The sequence below is a fragment of the Verrucomicrobiia bacterium genome, assembly GCA_036268055.1.
In the GTDB taxonomy this organism is placed as follows: Bacteria; Verrucomicrobiota; Verrucomicrobiia; order Limisphaerales; family Pedosphaeraceae; genus DATAUW01.
The window spans coordinates 145,364-168,885 of the sequence record DATAUW010000018.1 but is presented as its reverse complement, the minus strand read 5'-3'; the positions used below and the strand labels follow the sequence as shown (position 1 = coordinate 168,885).

Genomic DNA, 23,522 nt, shown 5'->3' with positions numbered 1-23,522 from the left:
CTATTTTGACAAGGCCTTGTCCAGCTCTGCCTGATAGGTTTTGCCATCTTCCCTGACTGCGGCATTGGGGGCGGCCAGTTTCAGCAGGTTGATAATTTTTTTTTGGACTTCTTTTTTAACAGCCTCCTTACCCAAGGCGTCAACCCCCAACAAGGACCGCACGATATCGGTGCCGTTCAGATTACATGAAGCAATAATCACATTTGGCTCGCCCTTGCCATCTTCACCAAATTTGCGAAGCAAATCCCCGGCTTTTTTCACGAATATGCTGTCAAGGCTGGCTTCCGGCGTTTCAATCACCAGCATGACGCCATCCTTGGGTTGCCGCACGGCGTCAAACAGGGCCATACGAAATGCAAGATCGACAAATTCCTTTTGGGATTCGGACACCTGCGTATCCTCCTTCCGAGGCGTCCCCATTTTGGGCGAAACCGCCGAGGTCATGTTCACATGAAAATTGGGATAGCTTAACAATTCTCCTTCCTCACCCAAACGGCGCTTTTCCTCGCGATAGGATAGATTACATTTTTCAGCGAGAAACGCGCCCGCGTAGAACTGGAAACTCTTGGTCAATTTGGTGGCCAGTCGCTCGATGTTTTTCCGGCCCTCGCCCAATAGGGTTGAGTAGCGTTTGGTTTCCTTTACGATTTCCAGGCGGAGATTTTTCATCTCCCGCAACTCGCTATCGAGTTGCTTCCGCTTCTTATCCAACTCCTCCTGCGATGGAGGCAGTTTTGCTTCTAACTGCTCCAGTTCACCCTGGGCGGCGATCAGTCTGGAACTAATAGTAGCACGTTCTTCGTGCAAGGCATCAACCAGTTCAATCGACTTTGTCAGCCCTGCCTCCAGGGCGGACAGGTTCTTTCTTTTGCCCTGTAGCCGGGTTTCAATTTCATTAATTTCGCCTTCGGCACGAGCGGTCAAAGCTCCGACCTTTTCGGTTCGGATATTATTTGTTTCGCAGAATGGACAAACACCCTGTTTTGCCAAATCGCGGAACTTATGCCTTTTTTTTGGGTTGGCGGTTCCGCAGACCAGGCACCCATGATCACCATCTAGGTGGTTCAGAATGTTGGATACAATCGCTGGCAGGTCGGGAAACGCTCGGGAGAAAAAGCTATCCAATAGCCCCTCCTGTTGGCGGCGATCCTCTTCCAGCTCAAGGCGGGTCTTCTGAATCTGCTCCAAAATCATGGTCCGGCCCAGCAATGCTTTTTCCAGTTTTCGGCGGACATCTGCATCCGACTCTTCAAGCTGGTTGACGTCAACACGCTTGAGTCGCAACTCCTCCGTCGCGGTTGATTTGTTTCCCGTGCGAGCCTCGGTCCGTTTCAACTCCTCCATGGCCTTGTTGTAATAAACCCGCAGGTTACGGTATCGGCTATCTTTTCTTTTAATCTTGTCCGCCAACTCGGCGAATTCCTTGGCCTTGGTAGGATCGAAGAAGAGGATGCGAAAAATTTCAAACTGGCCACTCGGGTTCCAGATTAAAGACACCTTGTCTTCGAGGAAAAATGTAAAGGAACGGACGACATAAAAGAAGTCATAGAGCGTCGCCAACCCCGAGGCTTTCACAATCTCGTGTTGCAACTCATCCTGCTCACCGGTAATGGGTTTATCATTCAGGAAGAGTCCTTCAATGGCGAGGGTATCCAAATGCCGAATGATCTTTAACCGGTCGGAGCCAAAGGCGAACTCAGCTTCAACGCGCGCATCCTTGGCCAGATTGGTGGTTCGGGAAGAAAAATATTCCGTCTCTTTCTCCACCATCTTATGTGAACCCGCCGCCGGGTCGTAAGGATCAAACTTGGCCGGCTCGTTGAACCCGAGGAGCGACCGGAGGATGATATTCAGCATGGTCGTTTTTCCCAGCCCATTGATGCCGACGACCACGGTAACGCCGCCCTCAAAAGTGTGGTCTATGCCTTTCCCGTCGGTCCCGGGGAACAGTTGGTACCCTGAAACTTTGAGTCGCTTCAGGACCGGAAATCGAATGATTGTGTTGGCCATGGCTAAATTCCCAATCACTCCTTCTCGAATGATTGGGCGATGATTTCTCGGGTGGGTATGTTCGTGCGTTCTGGCCGGAAAAAGCCTCTGCTATGCATAATGGCGGGAATCGTAGCTCCCCGCGTATTTTAGGCAAGCTTTCGCAAGCTTGCTGGTTGATCCCCCGTTTGAGCCATCTGGCAATACACGATTGAATTTGCTTCATATACACGAGTTTCATGCGTCGTGTCATGAAAAATTGAAATGCGGTCGGTGCGGCTGGACAGAGCGGCTGGAGGAACAAGCGTATAGCTTTTCCGTCGAACGCGACGGGACGCCGCACGGACCGCCGGTGAACCACAACCGTCGCGGCGTGTGCGGTGGATTGACGCAGCGAAATGAGCGGAGTCAATCGCCCGCACTCGCCAGCGCGGATGGTTTTGCTATTTTCTCAGCGAGCGTAAAATGCGTGGCGGAAGTCTTGAAATTTTTTTACGCACAAGGTCGTGCTCCCAAATCCGCAGCACCCGCCAACCTTGGGAGCGGAGTGTTCTTGCGACCAGTTTGTCGCGGAGTTTATTTGCTGTGAGTTTTTTCTTCCAGAATGCCCGATTGTTAACCGGCATGTTGAAATGTTTCGGGCAGGCGTGCCAGAAACAGCCGTCAACAAACATTGCTAGTTTTTGTTTTGGAAAAGCGAAGTCCGGTCTGCCGAATATACAAAAATGTCGCCTCCAGCCATGAATCCGATTTTGCCGGAGCAGTCGAGCCAGCGCGATTTCGGTTTCCTTGTTTCCACGCCCACGAATGCAGGACATGACTTGCGAGCGTTTGGCTTTGGTGAAAACGTCAGCCATCGTCCTAAAGCAGTTTGCTAAAAAATCCCAGAGCCGGTTGGTTGGGAGTGCCAATCAACAGAGCGCGATCAAGAAGCCGATTGCCTTCTTCGCATGAGGTTTCGGGCAAAAGGCAACACCCATGACAGGCGGCGAGATTAGAGTTATCAGACCCTTGGCCTTTGCTCTCGATACATACAGGGTCGGAAGAACACCATGCTGCATGCTTGAGCGCCCGTCGAAGTGTGGTTTCGAGTCGCCCTGGTTTTCCCTGTCGCACTAATCCGCCCATTGTACCCTCGGAGTCGCCGGACGCGGTGTAGATCAGAAATCCGTGCATTGGCCGGGAAGGATCGCTGAAATCGCAGTAAAGGCGCTCACGGAGTGACGCACTGCCGTAGCCACAATCAAAACTCAATTGGTTGATGAGCACGTGAGCCAGTGTGTGAAGCAGCATGAACTTTGCGGTGATGTTGCGATTCGGTTGAAGTCGTGCCGTGCGCGCCGCGTTGTAATGGGCAACGAGTCGGACAAATTCTGGGCGCAAGCTTGGCACGGTTGCTATCCATTTTGTAATTTCATCCGGATTGACCTCCAGAAAGATTCCCTCTCCATAAACCTTGATGGCCGGCAGCCAGTCAATTTGCTGGTCGAGCTTGAGTCCTTGGAGGCGGTCGCTGGCCAGATTACCGTCGGGAGGAAGAATTCTGGTGAAACCAGCGAGCGCGCGAGTTTCGCGGAGTTTATGGACAAGCCGGATGCGTGAGAAGAATTTTGTGACGTCCGGCTCGTAGTCCGTGAGTTTTGCGCATTCAACGTAAAGTTCGCTTTGAGGGCCGACTTTCCCGTCGCAGATGGCCTGATACTCTGAACGGCGGAAATCTTCTTCATCTCCGGTGGCGCTGGATGCGCGCGCTTCTATGCCGCCTTGGAGTTTGCGTTCAGCTGCAATTCCCAGTTTGGCGGAATCTACGCCCGTAATACTTGCCACGGTCTGACAGACAATCGGATCAATTTTCCCGCCCACAGTTCTTTGTTGGAAAAGCGCCCAGAAATGTGGCTGTTCCAGCACGGCTGTGATGTCCCCGCTGATTTCCTCCGCCCAAAGAGGCAGATAGATCGAACTGACGATGTGCGAAAAATAGACGTTGCTCGCTCCGCGTTGAAGAACGCGAAGGTGGTGGCCGCACGGCGTGCTCCCCGCATCCATGTCGCCCAGCCAGGGGCGCAGTCCTTTACAGAGCGAGTTGATTTGCGTCGAAAGCGGCCCTCCTGTTTTATCATCAAATCGAAACACGTCACCCAGACTGCGCTTCTGCTTACAGGAACACTCAATGGTGATGCCTGACAGTCCTGCCGATGAACGACCCGCTCGGAGACGAAGCCTGCAATCTGCGCTGGGTGGCGTGTCCCGATGCACCCACTCCATGAATGGAAAATCCTGAACGTGTCCCAAGTCACAAACGGCAAGGAAGCGGACCGGAATCAGAAAAGGTCGCCGGTTCGGCACTCTTTTTTCACAACTTTGATGCTCGTATGGTCGGCCACTGCATCGCTGGCGTGTGGATGAAAATGGCGAAAGCATTTCCATCCCACCGCAATGATGACAATACTGCCAGCGCGGGAAGCGCACGAACGGCACATTCTGATTCGCAAATTGCGCGCCGCCATCCGGCTCACGATGATCTGGCGGCATCCGAAAGTGAGTGATGGGTTGCCCTGGCCTGCTCAGACGCGCTTCAAGACGTTCTTCGCGGATTAGCCAGCCCGATTCGGGCGGGCATTCCTCCTTTGCGCGCGGCCAGGCATCAAGACCAGCAGGCATGAGGGATTCGTCCTTCGGAAAATCCACCATCGCTCCGATGCCGAATGGAGAGATTAGCTGACTGCGGCGGATGGGTTTGAAGGCTGGCATGGTTCAGGGTTGTTGAAATTGAGAGATGACCTCGGCGTCGCAACCGGAGTCTACATTGCGCATCGAGGACGGCGTAGCTTTGGAACGGTTCGCCCAAATGGCGCGTGGCTCTGTGCCGCTCGGATACATCAAGGGCGTCTCTTGTGGTGGCGAACCAAAGTGTCCGTAAATCGGCGGTTGAATCCGACGCCAGCGTTCGATCAGTTCTGTGAGCATTAAATCAGCGGCGGCGCTTTCACCTGCATCCACTTGTTCGATGCGGTGAATCAGAATGTCACGAATCCGTTTGAATAGTGGATCATTCGGGGGCGGGTTGGGATTTTCGCGCATTGCCTTATCGCCCCAATAGCGCGCCAGTGTCACAAGCTGCGCGTGCAATGCACGCTCGCGCACCGGCACGGCGAACGGTGTAACACTCGTAGGCTCGACCCAGCGGTAAATGCTTTGATGGTATGAACGAAAATGTTCAAAATGCGAACGGTCGCGGGGCTTGCCTGGATTGAACACCGTCACAACCAGCCCCGGTCCTTTCACATCACGACCGACACGGCTCGTGGCTTGAATGTATTCCGAAGTGGTTTTCGGCTGCCCCACCACGGTCATCAAACCAAGGCGCGGCACATCAAGACCGACCTGAATCATGTTCGTGGCAAGACAGACGTCAACGGGGTGTCGCTCGTCCGTGCCCGGATACGGATTGAAAAGTTGTTGCAGTACGTTCGTAATTTCGCTGCTTTGAATACGGCTCGTCAGTTCCAAATCTCGATTGATGAATCGTCGCAAATCCGGGTTGTTCGATTCTTTTGCCGGTTTGCGGATGTTCAGTCTGTCCCAGACGGCGTTGAGATGTTCGCGAATGTCAGCACGGATGAGTGTGGCGGCATGACCGAGTTCGCGCAGACTGTTGAAGTAAGCCATGAGCGTCCAATAAGGATTGAGCGCATCGGGCGACGGCGCAGGAACACATTTGACAGCTTGAAGCAAGGCCGACATCACGCGGACTTGCGCGGTCACATGAGACGAAAGGGCCGAACCAAAAACGCCCACATAAAGTCTGCCTTCGCGTTCTTTGACTTCCTCGGCAAAGAATGAATCGCCCGCCCGCAATCCCTGCGGCGGAAACAGAAACACGTCCCGTGCGTAAAGTGAGTGAACCTGCTGCGGAGCGCGGCAAATCGTCGCAGTGGACGCAACAATTTTGGCAGGCAACCGCTTGCCGTTATGTTCGTGGCGGCAAAGTGCATCAATTGCACCCTCATACATCCCAACCATTGAACCGAGCGCACCCGAAATCAGATGAAGTTCGTCCTGGATGATGAGGTCGGGGGGCGAGACGTACATCAAATTGTCGAGGCCAAACAATCTGCGCGCGTCGGGATTCCAAGGCAGCATGGCAAATTTATCCACTGTGCCGATGAGGAGTGTCGGGCGTTCGCCATAAATCGCTTCGTCTACAACGAGCAATGGCAGGCCGCGCGAATCGCGAAACTCGCAATTCGGGTCTTCGCATCGGAACACAACCTGATTTCCGTCCTTGCGATAGCCTTTCCCGCGATACGAATTACCAAGCTCAACCGCCCCCATTTCAACTCCGCACCACGGGCATGTCAGAATGACAAACGGGTTTGGCTTTCCGTTCTTCAGCAGTGTATTCAGCGCCGACACCGCTTCCGCGTTCTTGTTCGGAGTTACGCTTTGTCCCACCCATAAGCCAATCGAGATACGCGTCACACCAAGACGCGCTTCGTTGTTTCGTCGGATCAATTCACAAGCGCAGATGAGCGAGGCTGCGCGCTGAAACTGTTGAGTTGTCAACAGCCGCAATGTGTAGCGCATCAGCACGGTTGTTCCTGAATCGTGAACATTGAGCAACCTGCGGCGAAAAATCGTAAATGCTGTCAAACCGAGATACGCCTCGGTTTTGCCGCCGCCGGTCGGAAACCAAATCAGGTCAACGATGTCGCGCTCTGAACTCTCGCGCTGTGCGATGGAGCGAAGGTTCATCAAAATGAACGCAAGCTGGAAGGGTCGCCACAGACCTTTGCCTTTTGGTGGATTATTAGCGTTGGGTGGGGTGTAAGACTTTTCCAGGGAAAGCACTCCAGCATTTGCGACCCAGGTGCGGCGTTGGTTTGACGCAAGGTCGTAATGAAGCTGTTGTTCCAACATGGCCTTGTTCATCCAGGCAAAAGCCAGCCGCGTGTCCGCGTCCGTTTGCAGCAACTCAATGCCATCAACGATCCGCTGATGACATTGGCGGCAAACCTCCAGGTGTTTGAGGGCGGCCGGCCGATACTCCGTCGGAAAATCCGCCGCCTGCACAGCGGTGTTTTGTTGCTCAATCCACTTTTTGTATTCTTCGGCAAGCCGTCCGCAGATTTGAGCGACAGCCGGATCGTCCTTGTCTGAAAGCTGCTGCATTGAAAGTTCAAGGTCAGCAATCGCGCGCGGCAGGATGGGTTTTATTTCGTAGGTGGGCAGTGCGTCGGTTTTGATCTGGTTGACTGCCGCCGCTCCAATGTCCGGCCACAATGCTGCGCAGCCGTGACCAACTGCGAAAGTCTTGCGATGCCGGTATAGCAGTCGAAGCGACTGGTCTTCTTTGTCGTCTTCCAGACCTTCCCGTTCAGGATATTCGAGAAAGCATGAGCCGCCATCCGCATCCTCGACGGTAAATTCGCACTGAAAAAAACATTCGCTGTCTTTGGGACTGTTGCCGGACATTTGTGTCCGGTTAATGAGGGTAAAGGTGACGATGCGATCCCTCGCGGCATCCTCGGCATGTGCGTAAGGTCGGCTGTAAATGTGGAGTGAAAGCTTCAAATCAGGATTATCAATCGCCAATGGAAATTCTTTCGTCAGTGGCTTGGTGGGATTCAAGGTGGAACAGTCAATCTCCACAGCTTCGGGGACGACCGGTTTCCGCCAGTGATGAGGCTGCCACTTTCCTTCCTTGTCCTGTTTTCCAAGTTCCGGTTGCGCCTTTCGCTCATAACTTCCGGCACGCGCGGTCACTTTTAACCGCCTCGGCAGGCGCACCAAAGCCGTCAACCCCATCGCACTCGGCAGAAACTCATTGGCCCGATTGACTTCGTGTTCAGTCGTGCTATCGGCATCAGCCGAAACCCCGCTTGATGACGCGTCTTTGGATTCCTCATCTTCCGGCCCTTCAGGCGGACCGCTCGTGGCTGATTCGACCTCGTCAGGGCTGGCGTTATCCTGCAATTCAACCCGAGCAGTGCCGGGGAACAGGACGCCTGCACTATATCGGAGTCGAGGAGGGTCTTGAGGTCGCAAAATTTCCTCGCCGACGTTTAGGTGTGCATGTTCGGGGCGCGGGTCTGGCCCGATCAGCTCGCGTCGGAGAAAGCTGACAATATCGGAACGCACCTGGGCGGTGTTGCTCATGGATTTTTATTCCAGCCTTCCTGTAATTTGCGGCGCACGCATTCACTGATGGACGGTTTGGCCTGTTCATGCACAAGCACCGTGAGTTGCGACCGGGCGCGGGACATCGCCACATAAAGTAGCGATTGCGGCTCTGCATCACCAATCTTCTCAACGTCACACAATACGACGACAGTGCTTTCCATTCCTTTGAAAGCCTGCGCTGTGGCAAAGCGTATCACCGGAATTCTTGATTTGGCAGGTAATTCGCCGATTTCGATGACACGAAAATAATCGCCGCCGTTAACACCCGCCACGCCAGAGTTTGAAAGTTTCAATGGCGAGATCACCACAATGTCCGATGCTTTGATTCCATCAGCGAGCAACCGTTTCAGAACTTCGGCCAAAGCCGCTTTCTGACTTTCTGCCGTTTGGTAATAGCGATAATCAACCGGCAAACCTGCGATTTGTCCCATGCGATAGGGTGGCGATGTGAACCCGGACAGCAACGCCGTTTCCTCGCCGATGTTTTTCGTATTACGGCAATTCAGGATAAGCCGCCCCCTGGCGGATTCGGGTGCAGATTTTTTGACCAACCCCTTGAGTTCGTCACCAGTTGTTGAACTGAAAATTGCCTGGCGCTGAAAATCACCAAAAATTACCCAACATCCGGCGACCAACCCGCCTTTGATCCACGAATCCAAAACTTCGAGCACGCCGGGGCGCAGTAAATCCTGCGCCTCGTCCATTACAATCACGTCAAACGGCTCGTTACGTTCCTCTACGGCCAGCCTGCCGTAATCAGTGTAAGTATTTTCATAAAGCTGCGCCGTTTGTCCGCTTTTTTCTTGATCTTGAAATTCGGATGCGAGGGACGAATGAACGATGACATCTCGCAACAGTTTGAAATAACGTCCGGCGGTGAGATTTTTCGCGTGCCCGGATTCAGCGACCTGGCGATCAAGCCAGTCACCGAGCAGGCGATTAAAACAAATCAGGAGCGTGCGGCGCCCGGCGATGGCGGAACGGCGTGCGTATTCCAATGCCAGCATTGTTTTGCCTGTGCCCGCCGCTCCTTCAACGAGACAGCGTTCATTATCTGCAAGCGTATCCAGTATGACAAACTGCTCCTCGGTGAGATGAAGCAATTGCAGTTCGGTTTCCTCGATCTGCGTGCCGCGCGTTACAACGACTTCAAAATCCGGCCTCAATAGTTGTTGCAGGACGCGAAGTGAGGCAGCATTTGGTTCTGTGGCTGGTGCTTTCGGGTGGAGCTTGCGTTGTTCGCCAGCGACACGGCGAAGCGCACCGGAAATGGATTTCTTCAAAACGTCATGGTCAATCACCTGCCATAATTCCCATTCGGGCGATTGAGCGGAAAAAGATACGTCAGGCATCACCACTGCATAACCAAAGACAAGTCCTGTCGGGAAACCGGCTGGAGCGCGATTCAGGACAGCGTCACGAAGTGCGAACATTCCTTCGCGCGCTTGAAGAAACGGGCTGCGATTGAGTTTTTCCGTCTGGCCGAAACGATTGGTTGTCGCCCACTCACCGTTCTGACATGCAATCCGTCCACCTTTGACTTCTAAGCAAAAAACCCCCTCGGCAGGAATCAACACGACAAAATCAATTTCTCCGTATGGCTTCTTCCCCCGTCGGGACAGTCCGAGCGAGTGCAATACAATCCAGTCTTTTGTGTCAGGATCGTTTTTTAACAAGTCGAACAATTTGCGCTCGGCTGCGCTGGCAGTCGAAGTGTCGAATTGTGCAGGCAGCATTTTTGCCATGTTAAACGAGCAGAACTGAGTTGAATGTTGGCCGCTCCCGGAGCAGCCGATTTATTTCACTGCGGCCTCGCAGTTCGTCATTAGATGCAATGGCATCAACTTGGACAATCCAGGCAGAGCCAAGCTCGTCGAGATCCACTTGCGTTCCGTTTTCTTCCACTTGCCCCATCACCTGCGGCAGTTTTTGTAGCAACGCATCGCGCAATTTAACTCCGGCACTTTGATGAGCGCTCCACAAGCTTTCGATTGCCAGCCGGACATCGTCGGTTTCTGATTCAAGCTCTTTATCGCCGGTAACGAGAGCAATCAACACCAAGTCGTCCTTTTCACGCGGGCCTATTTGAGAATTATCAGCAAACCAATAGCGGATTGTTGCGATATGACGAGGGCGGTTGAAGCTCTTGGCTTGCTGATAAAACTGTTCGGGTGACAGGCCGCTATTTTGGAGCGCGGCCTTCCATTTGCGGGCAAGTTTTCTGAGTTTTGATGCGGGTGGGCCGATTCTCTTGTCGGCGACCTCCAGAACGAACTCACGGTTGCCTGATTCTGGAAAGACGATGAAGTCGCCGGGCTTGATGTCGAGAACGGTGCGCTCGGGGAGTTTTTGATTGGCGCGGGCACTACCGGAAACCAAGGCCGTGGCAACAGGCAACTTATGGGATTCGGTCAGGAAGGCGTAACAGTCTCCAATAAAACTTACATAGCGAGCCGGAACAGTATCAGTTACAACCGCAGGAGAGGCCGCAATCCCCTTCCGAGCCGCGCGAAGTCGTTGCTCAAAATGCCAGATTCCCGTGTCTGTCGAAACCATTGAGGGCGGTGACGCTTTCGTCGCATTGTCTTCCAGCCAGATTGCGGGAGTGCTCTTGTCAGTGGCAACCAGAACCGTTTTTTCCGCTGCGGTAACTGTGGGGACGTCCGGGCACAATCGCAGACGGCGTTTACACTGACTCAACCAACGGCCTTCAAATGGATATGCGAGGACGGTGATGCGTGGGGCAACGAGTATATCAGCGATCTGTTTTAGAGAATACCAACCAGGCCACGATATACAGATTAGGCGGTCAAAGACGCTGTCTTCCGGCAATGTGCGGGGCGAATATGTCTCCAGGGAGATGCTGCGCTGACGCATCCACAGTTTGAGTTCTTCAATCTGGTTCTCGTTGCGGGCGAGCAGGGCACACTTCAATCGTGCTGTCTGCGATTCTCTCACAACCCGATAAAGTGCTGCACCTTTACTGAGTCCAAGTTTTGCATCGGCCAAAAGGCTCGCTTCAATCGCACTGGCAATGTCGTTGAGAACTTTCGCACTCTCGGGCTTCAGCCAGACATTGTTTTTAAGTTCGGCGCGCAGACTCCCAACCTGAGTTGCAAATCTCTTTTGTTCGAGAACGGTGAGAGGCCGAACGATGGCGGATGCGTCGTTCAGCATGCGCCACGCCAGGGAAGTCAGTTTCGTCAAAGGATCATTCTCGTCATCGCTCAATTGCCCGCGTAATTCCTCCAACCGGATGCAGACCGTCTCCAACTCCTGATTCTCACACGGCACAGATTCTATATCCAATCGTTCGTGGTTGTTCGCCCAACGCACAACCTTGTTGACCAGACCGGGTGAACCATTTGCACCAGCCAACCCACCGCCGGCGTTTATTTCGGCAGCGGACAGCCACCAGAATTTGCAGGGGATTGGCGCTTGCCCCAAGGTATTTATCATCTCTTCCTCATCCTGGCTGGCAAATAAGACCAGCCTCTGGCTCTCGGCGGCGTCATCGTAAGACTGACGATGCTTTAGCCGGGAAAGCCCGTTAATCACCACGAGTTTCGATTTGGCAGGAGCGTCAATGCAGTAGTTCGCCAACAATTCTGCGGAATGTGTTATCGCAACCAGCGGCTCTCCGGCGGGATTTCGGTCGTCCCATTTCTTCAGCCATGCTTGCTTAGATGAAAACGGTGGCGATAGTTCACCGAATGGCAACAAAGCCTTGAGCGAAGGCATGTCGGGCATTAACGACGCCCGTTGAAATGCAACGGTATCGGCGAAATCGGCGAAACCGCTTTGAGAATCCAAGAGCACCACTTCATTTTGGAGGAGACTGAGATTCCCAAAAGTCGAGGTTTCCAACAAGACGTCCAGTGGTGCTGGCGGCGGGGACGGAATTGGCGAATTGAGACGGCCAATCGGTGTCTTCCGAGTTGTCCTTTCGAGGCGAGGGATAATTTCAGTGGCTCGAAATTGCCATCGGCCAGTCCCATCCACCGTCTTGAGCCAGATAAACTCAGGAGAAATTTCGTCAAAACCGTCGTAGCGAAAGACCTGCTTGCCTGGGTGGACGCGAACATTGTCGCCTTTGCTGAAATTTGTCGCTCCATAAGCATGGGTGAGTTGCTTCTGTTTCCTGATGAAACGATGCAAGGCAAAAAGCACAATGCCAAGTCGCGCCACATCGCCGCGCCGTGGAAGGACGAAACACAAAGGCTGGCTAGGGGGAGTATCCATGACCGCCAGCAGGAAGCCGAGGAACGGCGGCAGCGACTCCGGGATGGAATTATTTCCAGCTTGGGTGACGGTTAGCCGAGAGAGAAGAGGAAATCTTTCGCAAAGTTGTTTGATTATTTCCTCCATCTCCGTGTCCCATTTGGATTGGCTGGTTCAGGCCGCTGTCGCCTTTCCATGTTCCCGACTGAGGCGGTCTCGTTCTTCGCGAACCCCGTCTGCCAAATCGGGACACCGATAAACCATTCCGGCGGCGACTGCCTCGCTGCAATAAAACTCGTCGTCCTTGAGTTCTTCGGCCTCGAATCGTCGCCAAGCTTCTTTGACAACTGGCGCTAGAACAACGGGCCAGCCGCTTTCCACATAATAAGGCGCAATCAGGCGAGGCTCGATCTTGCGAGTCTCAGCATGATTAACAATTTCGCTCGATGTTTCCGCGCCGTGCTCCAGCGCTCCATCCGGATGAAGTCCCGGATAGAGAAAACCGACGGAATACCACCCGCGCTTGAACTCGTCCGTTGTAACTTTGCGTAAAGTTTTATTGTCTGTCGCTTGAACGAGACGCAGCAACCACTCCAGCGCTTGCTTGTCGTCCTTCGGCAACGGTTCGATGAGGAATTTGATTTGATTTGTCTTTTTCATGGCATTCTCCAAGTAGGTTTTTACTGCGATACCAATGGCTTCGCTGACCAGCGGTGGCACGGCATTGCCGATGACGCGGAACTGATGCGTGCGCGCGATGGGAAACTCGAACCAATCCGGGAAACTCTGAATTCGCGCGGCTTCACGCGGCGTCAACGAGCGGTTCTGCGTCGGATGAATGAACATCAGGCCATCTTTGCTCAAGTGTGCCACGATGGTTGAACAAGATTCGTTGCGATGTTGCCTTGTGTAACGATCCTTGAATGTTTCCTTGTCGTATGGAAACTCAAACTCGATGCCGCGTTCCATCGCCTCCTTGGAGTTTTCGCCTTCCTTGAGCAAGGCAAAGTCGCGCAGATCGCGCTCGCTGTGCGGGCGGGCGCGGTGGGCGGTTAGTTTCGTCGTGCGCTGCACTTCCAGCACTTCATAAAGAAACCGCCTGCCATATCGCTCCACATGAGCTTTGCGACGCTCCATGTCGTATTCGGTCGTTTCCTCGCCTTCGCCGGCCTTGAGCGGCGGCAGATCACCAATGGCTTCCCACAACGGCGGATGGTCGCAGGCACGCGGCGCAGGTTTGATGGCCGAATGAAAATAATCCGGCAGATTGAGGCGTGTCCCGATGAAAAGTTGACGGCGGCGCTTTTGAGGCAATCCGAGTTCAACACAATCTTCAACCTGGGCATGAACGCGATATCCGATCGCCCGCGCCTCTTTTTGCACCCGGATAAAATATTCGCCGCCGGATGCCGAACGGATGCCCAAAACATTTTCCATCACGAATACATTGGGCTGGAAAAACTCAACATATTTCAGGAACTCCTGATAAAGATAACGGCGCGGGTCTTCGACGAGCCGGACGCCGTTGTTTGCGCCGTCCACCTGTCGCACTGTGCTGAAGCCCTGGCAGGGCGGACCTCCCACAATCGCATCAACGTGATTTACACTGAGAAGTTTTGCCAGATGTGCAGGGGGAAATTTGGTCAGGTCTTTTTCCAAGACCTGCGGCACTGACGGGAAATTATGTTTGAAAACGGTAACGGCTTCCGGGTTGAAGTCTATCGCCGCCAGACATTGGAAACCGGCGCGCTGCATCCCAAGGCTGAACCCACCACAGCCGCAAAACAGATCGAGACTGGTCAATCGGCTGGCTGTTTTCGGACGCATGGATTCCATTATGATATAGGTTGGCAACATACTACCAAAGCCGATTCTGGTTGCCAGGCACAATTTTGACCTCCGGCGGACTCAATGCGGACAACGAAATTTCGTGGATAATCATGGTCCGTGGCGGATTCGCGGACGCGGACATTTCAAGAACATGGGCTGACGGTGGTCGGTTCGCGGTCACGGTCAAGTCGCGAACGTGGACTGGACGTGGCCACGGACAAAATCGCGGTCGCGGTCAGGTCGCGGACTGGACATGGACTGACTGCGGGCGTGGTCGCGGGCTGACCGAAGCCAAGACGCGAATGCGAACAGGGACGAATCGTGGACACGGAAAATTCGTGGCCTTTGTGCGGTCTGAAGCGCGGTCAACGCCGGGACATTGCCCGGCAGTTGCCCGGACACAGCTTGGCATTCTCCCGGCCGCATCTAGGACATTACCGGATAGCCTTCCGGTGATAGCCGGATTCTGCCCGGACATAGCTCGAACGCTGCCGGTAATTGGCCCGGTGTCTGCCGAGACAATGCCGGGATTTTTAACCGGCAATTGGGCGAATATTTCGCCGGACATACCGCCGGATGTGGCGCGGAAATTCCGGCGGCTGATAAGCGGACATTCCGTGGCGATTAGTCGGATTTTCGGCGGATACGGTCGCCTTGTCGAAGCAAGGGGTGAGGCGTCCACTCTCAAACCCGCACAAAATTGTGTGGGCACTTGAGTTGGCATGAACCTGCGTAATTGCGAGCGACACGATGATTGACGAGGAAGTTTACATACACTTGGCACCGTACGAAGCGTCTGACGAAGTACGAAAGTTGGCGGCATGGTTGGCATCGTGGCTCGCATGAGAGTTTGCAGTCCTGAAAGCACGAAGGTGTGCATCTCGTACCTGATGGAAAATTGCTGTGGCGGACTGTGGTTCGCGATGACCAAGCACTGAACGGGCGTTCTGAAACCGGTAGCGAAACGGAGCGGGTCGGGAGTGGCATGAACGGACGACGGCGGAGTTGAGCGCGGTTTTAGAACGCCTGTTGAGTGCGCGACCGTCTAGGTTTGCATTGCGGCGATTTGTCTGGCCGGTTTCCGAGTGCCGCAGGAAAGCCGGCCAGTCAAAGCGCCGGTCAGCAGGATTGCGCTGCTGAAACTGTGACGCAAAATTCAAATTCTGCCGGGTTATAAGCGGGGATCGCCAATAAAATCAATGTGTTTACACCGTTTTCTGGACAAATAGTGGGGTTGTATTTTGTTCAATGATTGCACAAAACGGGGAACTTTTTAGGTCAAGCTGGTTGCCGGATGAAAAAACATCGGCCAAACGCATTTCGTGTATCACATACACCCGCACCCAGCAATATTCTGCCAACCTGCCCTCAATGATTATTTTCAATCACCACTGGGACCTCCAATGTGCGGCACACTGGCTGCCTGTGCCCCAAGGAATTTAACCATCGCGCCCGTATGAACAACGAATGCAAAGAACTATTAAACCTCGCCACGCTGCCGGCTCGGATGAACCGCTCGCAGACCGCTGATTATCTCGGCTTTGAGCCGGACCACATCACGCTGCTGATCAAGGCGGGTCTGCTCAAACCGCTGGGCCGTCCAAAACCGAATAGCGACAAGTATTTTGCCGCCGTGAAGCTGGCTGTACTACGGCAGGATGAAACGTGGCTATCACGCGCGACGCTATACATCTGCCAGCACTGGAATGACAAAAACAATCGCAAATGCCGCCACTCGAACCGGGCAGCTTTGACAGCGCAAGAATCGTGACGCGGGCCAGAACCCGTTTTTTGCAATGCTCGCCATCAAACCCCAATTCAGCCTGAAAGATGCCAGGCAGTATTTCAAAGAGCATCTGTCCGTCGGCGATTATTATACTGAAGGTCAGCAGGTGCCTGGACATTGGTTTGGACAGGGAGCGGAAGACCTGGGGCTAAGTGGCGTAACCCACCTGGAAGAGTTCGTTCGCCTGTGTGAAAATCTGCATCCAAAGACGGGCGAGAAATTGACGATGCGCCAGAACACCACGCGCACGGACATCGGACACGATGGGCAGGAACATGAGAACAGCAACCGTCGGGTGTTTTATGATTTCACCTTTTCACCGGCCAAGTCGGTTTCCATCGCGGCACTGGCGGGCGACGATCCCCGGATGGTGGAAGCGCATGAGCAGGCGGTGAATGAGGCATTGCGTCAGGTGCAATCATTCGCCGCGACACGGGTGCGCAAAAATGGTGAATGCGGTGATCGGCTCACCGGCAACATCGTGGCGGCGGTATTCCAGCACGAGACTTCGCGGGCGCTGGACCCGCACCTGCATAGTCACTGCATCCTGTTCAACGCCACGTTCGACCCGGTCGAGAAAAAATGGAAGGCGTTGCAAAATTACGAAATGCTCATGGCCCAAAAGTTTGTGGAAAACGTCTATTACCATGAACTGGCGCGCTCGCTGATTAAATTCGGCTATCAAATCGAAAACAAGCCGCGTGGTGATTTTGAAATCAAGGGCATCTCGCCTGAGCTGCTCAACAAGTTTTCCAAACGGCACAACGAGATTGACCGGAAAACGAGCGAACTACTGGAGCATGAACCGGAAAAGGCCGATGGCAACCTAGCGGCGATTCGTGAGAACATCGCGCACAAGGAGCGGGCGCGAAAAATTCGGGACATCGGTTTGGAAAAGCTGCAAGCAATCTGGGACGGCCAGATGAGTTCACCGGAAAAAGAATCGCTTCGCCGTCTCACCGGCAGCCAGCCGGTCGTTACCGATGCGGCTGAAAATCTGGCCGAAAAGTCCGTGGCTTGGGCCGAAGAACATCTATTTGAGCGGCGGTCGGTCGTCCACGAGCATGAGCTATGGCGTCACGCACTGGAACACGCCAGAGGCCGGGAGGTCGCGATTGCGGACATTCAAGCCTTTACGAGCCGTCGCGATTATCTGCGCTCCGACGAGCATCCCGGCAAGGTTACGACGCAAGAGCATCTAATGCGTGAAGGAGAAATAATCCAAATCGCGAAGGACGGTTTTGGTGACTGTCATCCTCTGATCTGGCATCCGCGTCCGGTCAATCCTCAACTGGATGAGGAACAACGCCAGGCATTGGGTGCGTTGGTTTCCAACACCAACCGGGTGTCAATTTTTCGGGGCGGCGCTGGCACGGGCAAAAGTTTCGTTCTACGTGAACTGGCCGATCAGATTCGGGATGCGGGCAGAAAGGTGGTGGTGCTCGCGCCCCAACGCCAGCAGGTCGTGGACATGGAGCGGGCGGGCTTTCCGTCACCGGCGACCGTCGCTAATTTCCTGATGCAACGTGAACTGGCCGAAGGCGCTGCCGTCATCGTGGACGAAGCCGGTCAGATTGGCGGGAAGCAAATGCTGGAATTGATCCGGCTGGTGCGTGAGCAGAATGCGAGGCTGATTCTGTCGGGCGACACGCGCCAGCACGGCGCGGTCGAGGCTTCGGATGCGTTGCTGGCCATTGAGCGATATGCGGGCGGCAGGCCAGTCGAGTTGCACAACATCCGCCGGCAGGACCCGGCACGAGGTCAGACCGTGGATGAACGCGAGCATATCAAACAATACCGGCAAGCGGTCAAACTGGCCGCATCCGGCAAATTCGATGAGTCATTTTCACAACTCGACAAAATGGGCGTGGTGGTGTCATGCAGTGTCGGTGACCAAGCCGACAAGTTGGCGGATGAATATCTTGGCCTGGCGGAGAAAAATGTTTCCGCCGTGGTGGTGTCACAGACCTGGGCCGAGGTCCACCGCGTCAATGAACAGGTGCGGGACAAACTGAAATCGAAGGGACTGGTCGGCCCGAATGATGTGACGGTTCAAACATTTGAAAAGATTGATTTGACCAAAGCGCAGAAACGGGACGAAAAGTTTTACCCGTCCGATGCCGTGATTGTCTTCAATCAAAAGGTGCGTGAAGCCCAGGCTGGTGCCATCGGAAAATTACGCGGCATCGTGAAGACCAGCCTGCTGGTGGAAGTGGATGGGCGGTTTGTCACGGTCATAGACAAGGTGCTCGACAAAATCACCGTCTGCCGTCCACAGGATACCAAGGTGGCCGAAAACGACCGGTTGCATCTGAAAGCTCATCGCAAGCTGGCATCTGGTGGCCGCGTGACCAATGGTGAACTGGTCACGGTCAAGTCAGTCGGCGCGGATGGGAAAATCAAATTGGCCGATGGGCGGGTGCTGGATGCCAGCTACCGTGAATTTTTGCCCGGCTATGCCGTCACGTCCTACGGTTCGCAAGGCAAGACCGTGGATTATGTTTTGTTCTCGGACTCAACGATCAAGGCCGCCACGAATGCCCAGCAATGGTATGTCAGCATTTCACGCGGGCGGCGGGGCATTCGCATTTTCACACCGGACAAGGAACAGCTTCGCGAAAACATCCGCCGCTCCGGGCACCGACCACTGGCGATGGAATTTGCGGCCGGTTCTGTTCCGCCAGGACGTCTTCTGCTTTGGAATAGATTGCATGGTTATCTTCTTCGTTTTGGTCGTCGAGCCGCCGACAATATTTGTCGTCTGAAACTGGCCCGCCGTCATCAACCCAAGCACAAACATGAGCACAAAGTCACCCGAATGTTGGGCCAGCGACCCACAAGCCGAGGCATTACGCCTTGAGGTTACGCCAGAGCGTTCGCTGCTGTTACCGCACGATCAGTTCATGTTCGCGGAGTTGACCAGTGGTGGAGGCGAGCAAATTCTCAAGCTGGTCTTCGCCGCTCACGAGGTTTCGATTCGCGGGCACCATTTACGGCGGATTGAGACGGTCATGCAGCGGATGGAATTGTCGTTGCTCACCAAGTTGCCAAGCAGCTATCGAAGTCTCATCACGGAAGGTCAACCGGTCGTTCTGGAAATCATAGTAAAAGATGCCGAACGAGATGGCGTTGGTTAAACAGTTTTCTAAACATCGCTGTCATCACAATCCGAATGGTGTTCGTGAAATATGATTGGCGTTAGTTGTGGTCCCGGTGGCTGTATGACGATGCCGATGCCAGCCCTAACATGCGGCTGGTTGGGAAATTTCCGGCGCAACCCGCCGCTGAACACCCAGGCCAGCACGAGCAGGGACAGCCAGACGAACGCGAGAAAAAGATAGTCTCCATATTCCGCGATGATCCCATCGAGAAACTGGAACACGGGGTCGAGCACTTTAGGATTCAAATTCATGTGATTTCCTCTGGTTATGCCTTGGCCATAATGGGCTCAAGGGCTTTGGACATTTCCGCGAACTTGGTGCGCATCCGTTCAAACTCGCTCAATGGCGGCAGTTCCACCTGCGCCCGACGTGCATACGCGCGGTGGATGGCCTTGCTGTTGTGTCCCAGCGCCTCTTGCGCGAACCGTTCAGGATAACCGGCTTTCTTGGCGCGTTCCGCCCACGCATACCGATATGAATGCAGGGTGACACCTTTGATGCCCAAACCAGCGCAACGCTGGTGAAATTCCGTTGCTCGGTCGCCGGAACGAACCGTGCGCAAATACGGAAACAGTGGACCGCTCCCCGGCAGATCCCGGAGAATTTCCGCCATGTCGTCGTCGAAACGCATGATGGCAATGGAGCCGGTCTTCCTGCGCGCGAAACTGATGGCGTTGTGTTCCCAATCAATATTTTCCGCTTCGAGACACGCCAGATCGGTTTGTGATGCGCCCAGATGCCACGCGAGTTGATAGAACGCCTTGCGTTCAGGATTCAGTTCGCGGGCGACGATGGCCTGATGTTCCTCCCAAGTGATGGCGCGTTTGTCCTTGAACTGAACTTTCGGCCACTGCCGTTTCACAATGACCGGCCACGGCAGCCACGTCATGTCCAGGGCGAAGTTGTGGATACGCCGCAAATAGACATTGGTTGAAACTTTTCCGGTTTCGAGCACGCGCAAGAAATGTTCCGGCCTCGTTTCCAAAATTGGCAGATGCCGGATGATATTGAACGCCTTGTCCTTGATGGCGGTCTGCCAGCGGTGCTGGGTCTCATTTTTTTTGAGTTTGACCATTTCATCCATGACGAACTGCCAGTTGCGGGTGGCAATCTGCGGATCGCTGGCGACAAGATAGGCGCGGGCGATTTGCAAATTTACTGCTGGCTGTTGAACCGCCTCGTTTTTGGAATGGAACAGCCTGACGGCGGTGGCCCGATCACTGGTGCCGAGGCTTTCCTGTTTGCCGGTCACGTCGTCGTGGACGTAGTAGCGTCCACCGTTTTTTCGGCGATAGAGTCTGTATCGTTGTCTCATAACTGTTTTTCGCAGCGATGAGTTTACGACGATTGATGACGACCCGGTTAGCGGGTAGTGGGCGAGTTACCACTGATATGTCAGAAGCTGCCCGGATACTTTTTTGCTGGCACTTCTGCTGGCACTCGCGTGTGGAAGATTTCCAAATCCTTGCCGCACACGCGGTTCAGATTGGAGGCGAGGGTCGGAATCGAACCGACGAATGCAGCTTTTGCAGAGCCGTGCCTTACCACTTGGCTACCCCGCCCGCCTCGCGCTAAGATAATTGAGCCGCGCGTTCACGCAAGTCTAACTTTTTTCTGCTGCGAGCGCGTGGTCGTCTCACGCTCCACGTTTTTCACTGAATCCAAGTTTCTTTCGCTGTTTCCACAATTCTCGCGGTTTGAAAATTCCTGCGGGCGTAATAATTCCCGTGATCAATTCCGCCGGGGTCACGTCGAAGCCCGCGTTGAATGCGCCGCTGCCGGGATTTCCCACGCGCACGTATTCGCGGTGTCCGCCGCGCGTCAGGCCCCAGGCGCCGAGCACTTCGCTGGCGTCTCGTTCCTCGATCGGGATGTCGAAGCCGCTGCGGATATTCCAATCAATGGTGGATAACGGAATCGCCACGTAAAATGGAATGCCGTGCCGCTTGGCCAACACCGCCTTGGTGTAGGTGCCAATTTTATTTGCAACTTCTCCGGTGCGTCCCAGCGTGCGATCGCTGCCGACGATGACTAAATCAATTTTGCCGCGTTGCATCAAATGTCCCGCCGCATTGTCTGGAATAATCTGGTGTGAGATGCCTTGTTGCGCGAGTTCCCATGCGGTGAGGGTTGCGCCTTGGGAACGCGGACGCGTCTCGTCGCAATAGACGTGAAATTTTTTTCCTTGCGCCTGCGCGGCATACATCGGAGCCGTCGCACTGCCGATGTCCACGAACGCCAACCAGCCCGCATTGCAATGGGTCAGCAAGCGCATCCCGGAACGCACCAGCGACGCGCCGTGTTTGCCGATCTCTTCGCAATGCCGCACATCGTCTTGCGCGAATTCCTCCGCCGCGGCGAGCGCGAGGGCCTGCTGTTCTTCGACGCTTTGGCCGGCGGACATCGCGCGCCGCACATCATTCATTGCGTTTACGGGATCAACGGCGGTGGGCCGCGCGTTCTTCAATGTCTGATAAACTTTTTCCGTGTGTTGTTGAAAGGTGCGCAAATTTTTTCCGTGAAAGGCACGTACGCCTTGCGCCAAACCGTATGCTGCCGTGGCACCAATGGCGCCCGCGCCGCGCACGATCATGTCTCTGATGGACGCGGCGGTTTCGTGAAAATCGCGCATCGCCACGATCTTAAATTCATGCGGCAATAGGCGTTGCTCGATCAACAACACTTGATTTTTTTCCGCGTCGAATGCGACGGTGCGATAATGTTGCGTGCGTCCACGAATGGCGACATTCATGAACGTGATCCTTGGTTCTTCATCAAATTAAATAAGTTAAAAATCAATCCCGTTTGGCTTGCAGACGGCGGACTTTGGCGCGGATATTTTTATAGAGCGGATGCAGCCGGAGGTCATTCAAGTCGGGGTCCTGCGCGAGCCATTTGAAATCACGATAGCCGAGGTTCAACGCTTTCTCGAGCGCGGCGACGGCTTGGTTAAAATTTCCGGTGAGCGAATAACTGCAAGCGAGATTGTATTGCACCATTGGGTCCACGGGCCGCAGTTGCGAGAGCTGCTCGTCCACCTTCAAACCGGCGACGAATTTTCCGCGCCTGGTGTAATCGTCCCCCAAAATTTGCAGCGCCTCGACGTAACCCGGATCGCGCTTGACCACCCCTTCCATGAAACCGATGCGGATGTCCAGTTCGCGCTGTTCATTGCGGCTCAACTTTTTTTTCGCACGGCTTTTCTCGGGCATAAATCAAAGCGATGTTTCTCAACTCCGCCACGCAAGTCAAGGTCGCATCCGTTCAAATTCATTCGCCTTCGCCCGCAGCTTGCGCTTTAATATTTTCGTAGTGTTCCCAAAATGCCGAATTGATTTATGAATTGTTTTGTCACTGGCGCCTCGGGTTTTGTCGGGGCGAATCTCGTTCACGAATTAGCCGCGCGCGGGCATCGCGTGAAAGCATTGTTGCGGCCCAATGCGGATTTGCGCGGCCTGAATGGAGTGGATTTCGAGCGCGTTACCGGCGATGTCAGCCAGCCTGATACTTATGTGGACGCACTGAAAGGTTGCGATTGGGTTTTTCACGTTGCCGCAAGCTATCATCTTTGGCTTCGCGATTACGCGCCGATGTATGCGGCAAATGTGGACGGCACGCGGCATATTCTCGAGTCGGCGATTCGCGCCGGTTGCTCGCGTATCGTTTACACGAGCACGGTCGGATGCGTGGGCCTGCCTAGGGAATTTCGCGGTCAGTTAGGCGCTCCCACTGACGAGACGGCGCTGGTCAAAGAAAAGCAATTAACCAATCACTATAAAATTTCCAAATGGCGCGCTGAACAAATTGCGCTCAAACTCGCGTCGCAGGGCTGGCCCATCGTCATCGTCAATCCCAGTGCGCCCATCGGCCCGCGCGATGTGAAACCCACGCCCACCGGCAAGGTCATCGTGGATTTTCTGAATCGCAAGATGCCCGCGTATCTGGACACGGGATTGAATTGGGTTCACGTTCGCGATGTCGCCATCGGCCATATTCTCGCCGCGGAAAAAGGCCGCGCGGGCGAGCGTTACATTCTTGGCCACGCGGAAGGGAATCTCAGCATGAAGGAAGCCTTCGCGATTCTTAACCAACTCACCGGCATTGCCGCTCCGAAATGGCAGATTCCTTATGGCGTCGCTCTCGGCGCGGCATACGTGGACGAGGGCATTTCCAAATTGACCGGCAAGGCGCCCAAGGCTCCGCTCGCGGGCGTGCGCATGGCATTTTACAAAATGTATTTTAATCCCGCCAAAGCCATCAAGGAACTCGGCCTTCCCCAAACTCCGCCGCGTCAGGCGCTCGCCGATGCCGTCGAATGGTTTCGTGTCAACGGCTACGCGAAATAATTCGTC

The 23,522-nt window shown here is 54.4% G+C and carries 15 protein-coding genes and 1 tRNA gene; 4 read left to right on the top strand and 12 right to left on the bottom strand.

From position 1 onward, the window contains the following. The 7 genes from VH413_13315 to VH413_13285 all read right to left on the bottom strand — a co-directional run bounded on the left by VH413_13315 (nucleotide 1) and on the right by VH413_13285 (nucleotide 14,283). On the bottom strand, nucleotides 1-2,010 hold the full coding sequence (locus VH413_13315; GenBank protein ID HEX3799670.1) for a hypothetical protein: 2,010 nt from the start codon (nucleotides 2,008-2,010) through the stop codon (nucleotides 1-3). 422 nt (nucleotides 2,011-2,432) lie between these two features. After that, nucleotides 2,433-2,846: a very short patch repair endonuclease gene (locus VH413_13310; GenBank protein HEX3799669.1), complete on the bottom strand. Its 414-nt coding sequence runs from the start codon at nucleotides 2,844-2,846 to the stop codon at nucleotides 2,433-2,435. 4 nt (nucleotides 2,847-2,850) lie between these two features. Then, complete coding sequence (locus VH413_13305) at nucleotides 2,851-4,740, bottom strand: DUF1998 domain-containing protein (protein ID HEX3799668.1); 1,890 nt, start codon at nucleotides 4,738-4,740, stop codon at nucleotides 2,851-2,853. 3 nt (nucleotides 4,741-4,743) lie between these two features. Beyond that, on the bottom strand, nucleotides 4,744-8,148 hold the full coding sequence (locus VH413_13300; GenBank protein ID HEX3799667.1) for a helicase-related protein: 3,405 nt from the start codon (nucleotides 8,146-8,148) through the stop codon (nucleotides 4,744-4,746). After that, complete coding sequence (locus VH413_13295) at nucleotides 8,145-9,917, bottom strand: NERD domain-containing protein (GenBank protein ID HEX3799666.1); 1,773 nt, start codon at nucleotides 9,915-9,917, stop codon at nucleotides 8,145-8,147. Before VH413_13295 ends, VH413_13300 begins: the two co-directional genes overlap by 4 nt. A 1-nt stretch (nucleotide 9,918) precedes the next feature. Then, nucleotides 9,919-12,540 (bottom strand): DrmE family protein, encoded by a 2,622-nt coding sequence (locus VH413_13290; protein ID HEX3799665.1) that lies wholly within the window; start codon nucleotides 12,538-12,540, stop codon nucleotides 9,919-9,921. A 27-nt stretch (nucleotides 12,541-12,567) separates the two neighbouring features. Beyond that, nucleotides 12,568-14,283 carry a DNA cytosine methyltransferase gene (locus tag VH413_13285; protein ID HEX3799664.1) on the bottom strand — a complete coding sequence of 572 codons (1,716 nt, stop codon included), beginning with the start codon at nucleotides 14,281-14,283 and terminating at the stop codon, nucleotides 12,568-12,570. A 1,396-nt stretch (nucleotides 14,284-15,679) separates the two neighbouring features. On the opposite strand from VH413_13285, the gene VH413_13280 reads away from it, so the two are divergent. From VH413_13280 to VH413_13270, 3 genes are read left to right on the top strand one after another with little or no spacing between them, the layout of a single operon-like run. After that, a complete protein-coding gene (locus tag VH413_13280) occupies nucleotides 15,680-15,994 on the top strand; it encodes a hypothetical protein (protein ID HEX3799663.1) in 315 nt (104 codons plus the stop codon). A gap of 25 nt (nucleotides 15,995-16,019) precedes the next feature. Continuing rightward, nucleotides 16,020-18,869, top strand: a complete 2,850-nt coding sequence (gene mobF / locus VH413_13275; GenBank protein ID HEX3799662.1) for a MobF family relaxase — start codon at nucleotides 16,020-16,022, stop codon at nucleotides 18,867-18,869. Then, nucleotides 18,808-19,146, top strand: a complete 339-nt coding sequence (locus tag VH413_13270; protein HEX3799661.1) for a hypothetical protein — start codon at nucleotides 18,808-18,810, stop codon at nucleotides 19,144-19,146. Before mobF ends, VH413_13270 begins: the two co-directional genes overlap by 62 nt. 8 nt (nucleotides 19,147-19,154) lie before the next feature. Here the strand turns inward: VH413_13270 and VH413_13265 are convergent, their stop codons facing one another. From VH413_13265 to VH413_13245, 5 genes are all read right to left on the bottom strand, one after another. Then, nucleotides 19,155-19,421 carry a hypothetical protein gene (locus VH413_13265; GenBank protein ID HEX3799660.1) on the bottom strand — a complete coding sequence of 89 codons (267 nt, stop codon included), beginning with the start codon at nucleotides 19,419-19,421 and terminating at the stop codon, nucleotides 19,155-19,157. Between the two features lie 14 nt (nucleotides 19,422-19,435). After that, entirely contained in the window at nucleotides 19,436-20,485 is a 1,050-nt protein-coding gene (locus VH413_13260) for a tyrosine-type recombinase/integrase (protein ID HEX3799659.1), read from the bottom strand. A gap of 172 nt (nucleotides 20,486-20,657) precedes the next feature. After that, nucleotides 20,658-20,732 (bottom strand) — tRNA-Cys (locus VH413_13255). A gap of 74 nt (nucleotides 20,733-20,806) precedes the next feature. Continuing rightward, nucleotides 20,807-21,922 (bottom strand): S-methyl-5-thioribose-1-phosphate isomerase, encoded by a 1,116-nt coding sequence (gene mtnA / locus VH413_13250; GenBank protein HEX3799658.1) that lies wholly within the window; start codon nucleotides 21,920-21,922, stop codon nucleotides 20,807-20,809. Nucleotides 21,923-21,965: 43 nt separating this feature from the next. Further along, nucleotides 21,966-22,382, bottom strand: a complete 417-nt coding sequence (locus VH413_13245) for a hypothetical protein (protein HEX3799657.1) — start codon at nucleotides 22,380-22,382, stop codon at nucleotides 21,966-21,968. Nucleotides 22,383-22,508: 126 nt separating this feature from the next. Here VH413_13245 and hpnA point away from each other — a divergent pair, with 126 nt between their 5' ends. Continuing rightward, the gene (gene hpnA / locus VH413_13240; protein ID HEX3799656.1) at nucleotides 22,509-23,516 is read left to right on the top strand and encodes a hopanoid-associated sugar epimerase; all 1,008 of its coding nucleotides are present in this window, start codon (nucleotides 22,509-22,511) and stop codon (nucleotides 23,514-23,516) included. Nucleotides 23,517-23,522 lie beyond the last annotated feature (6 nt).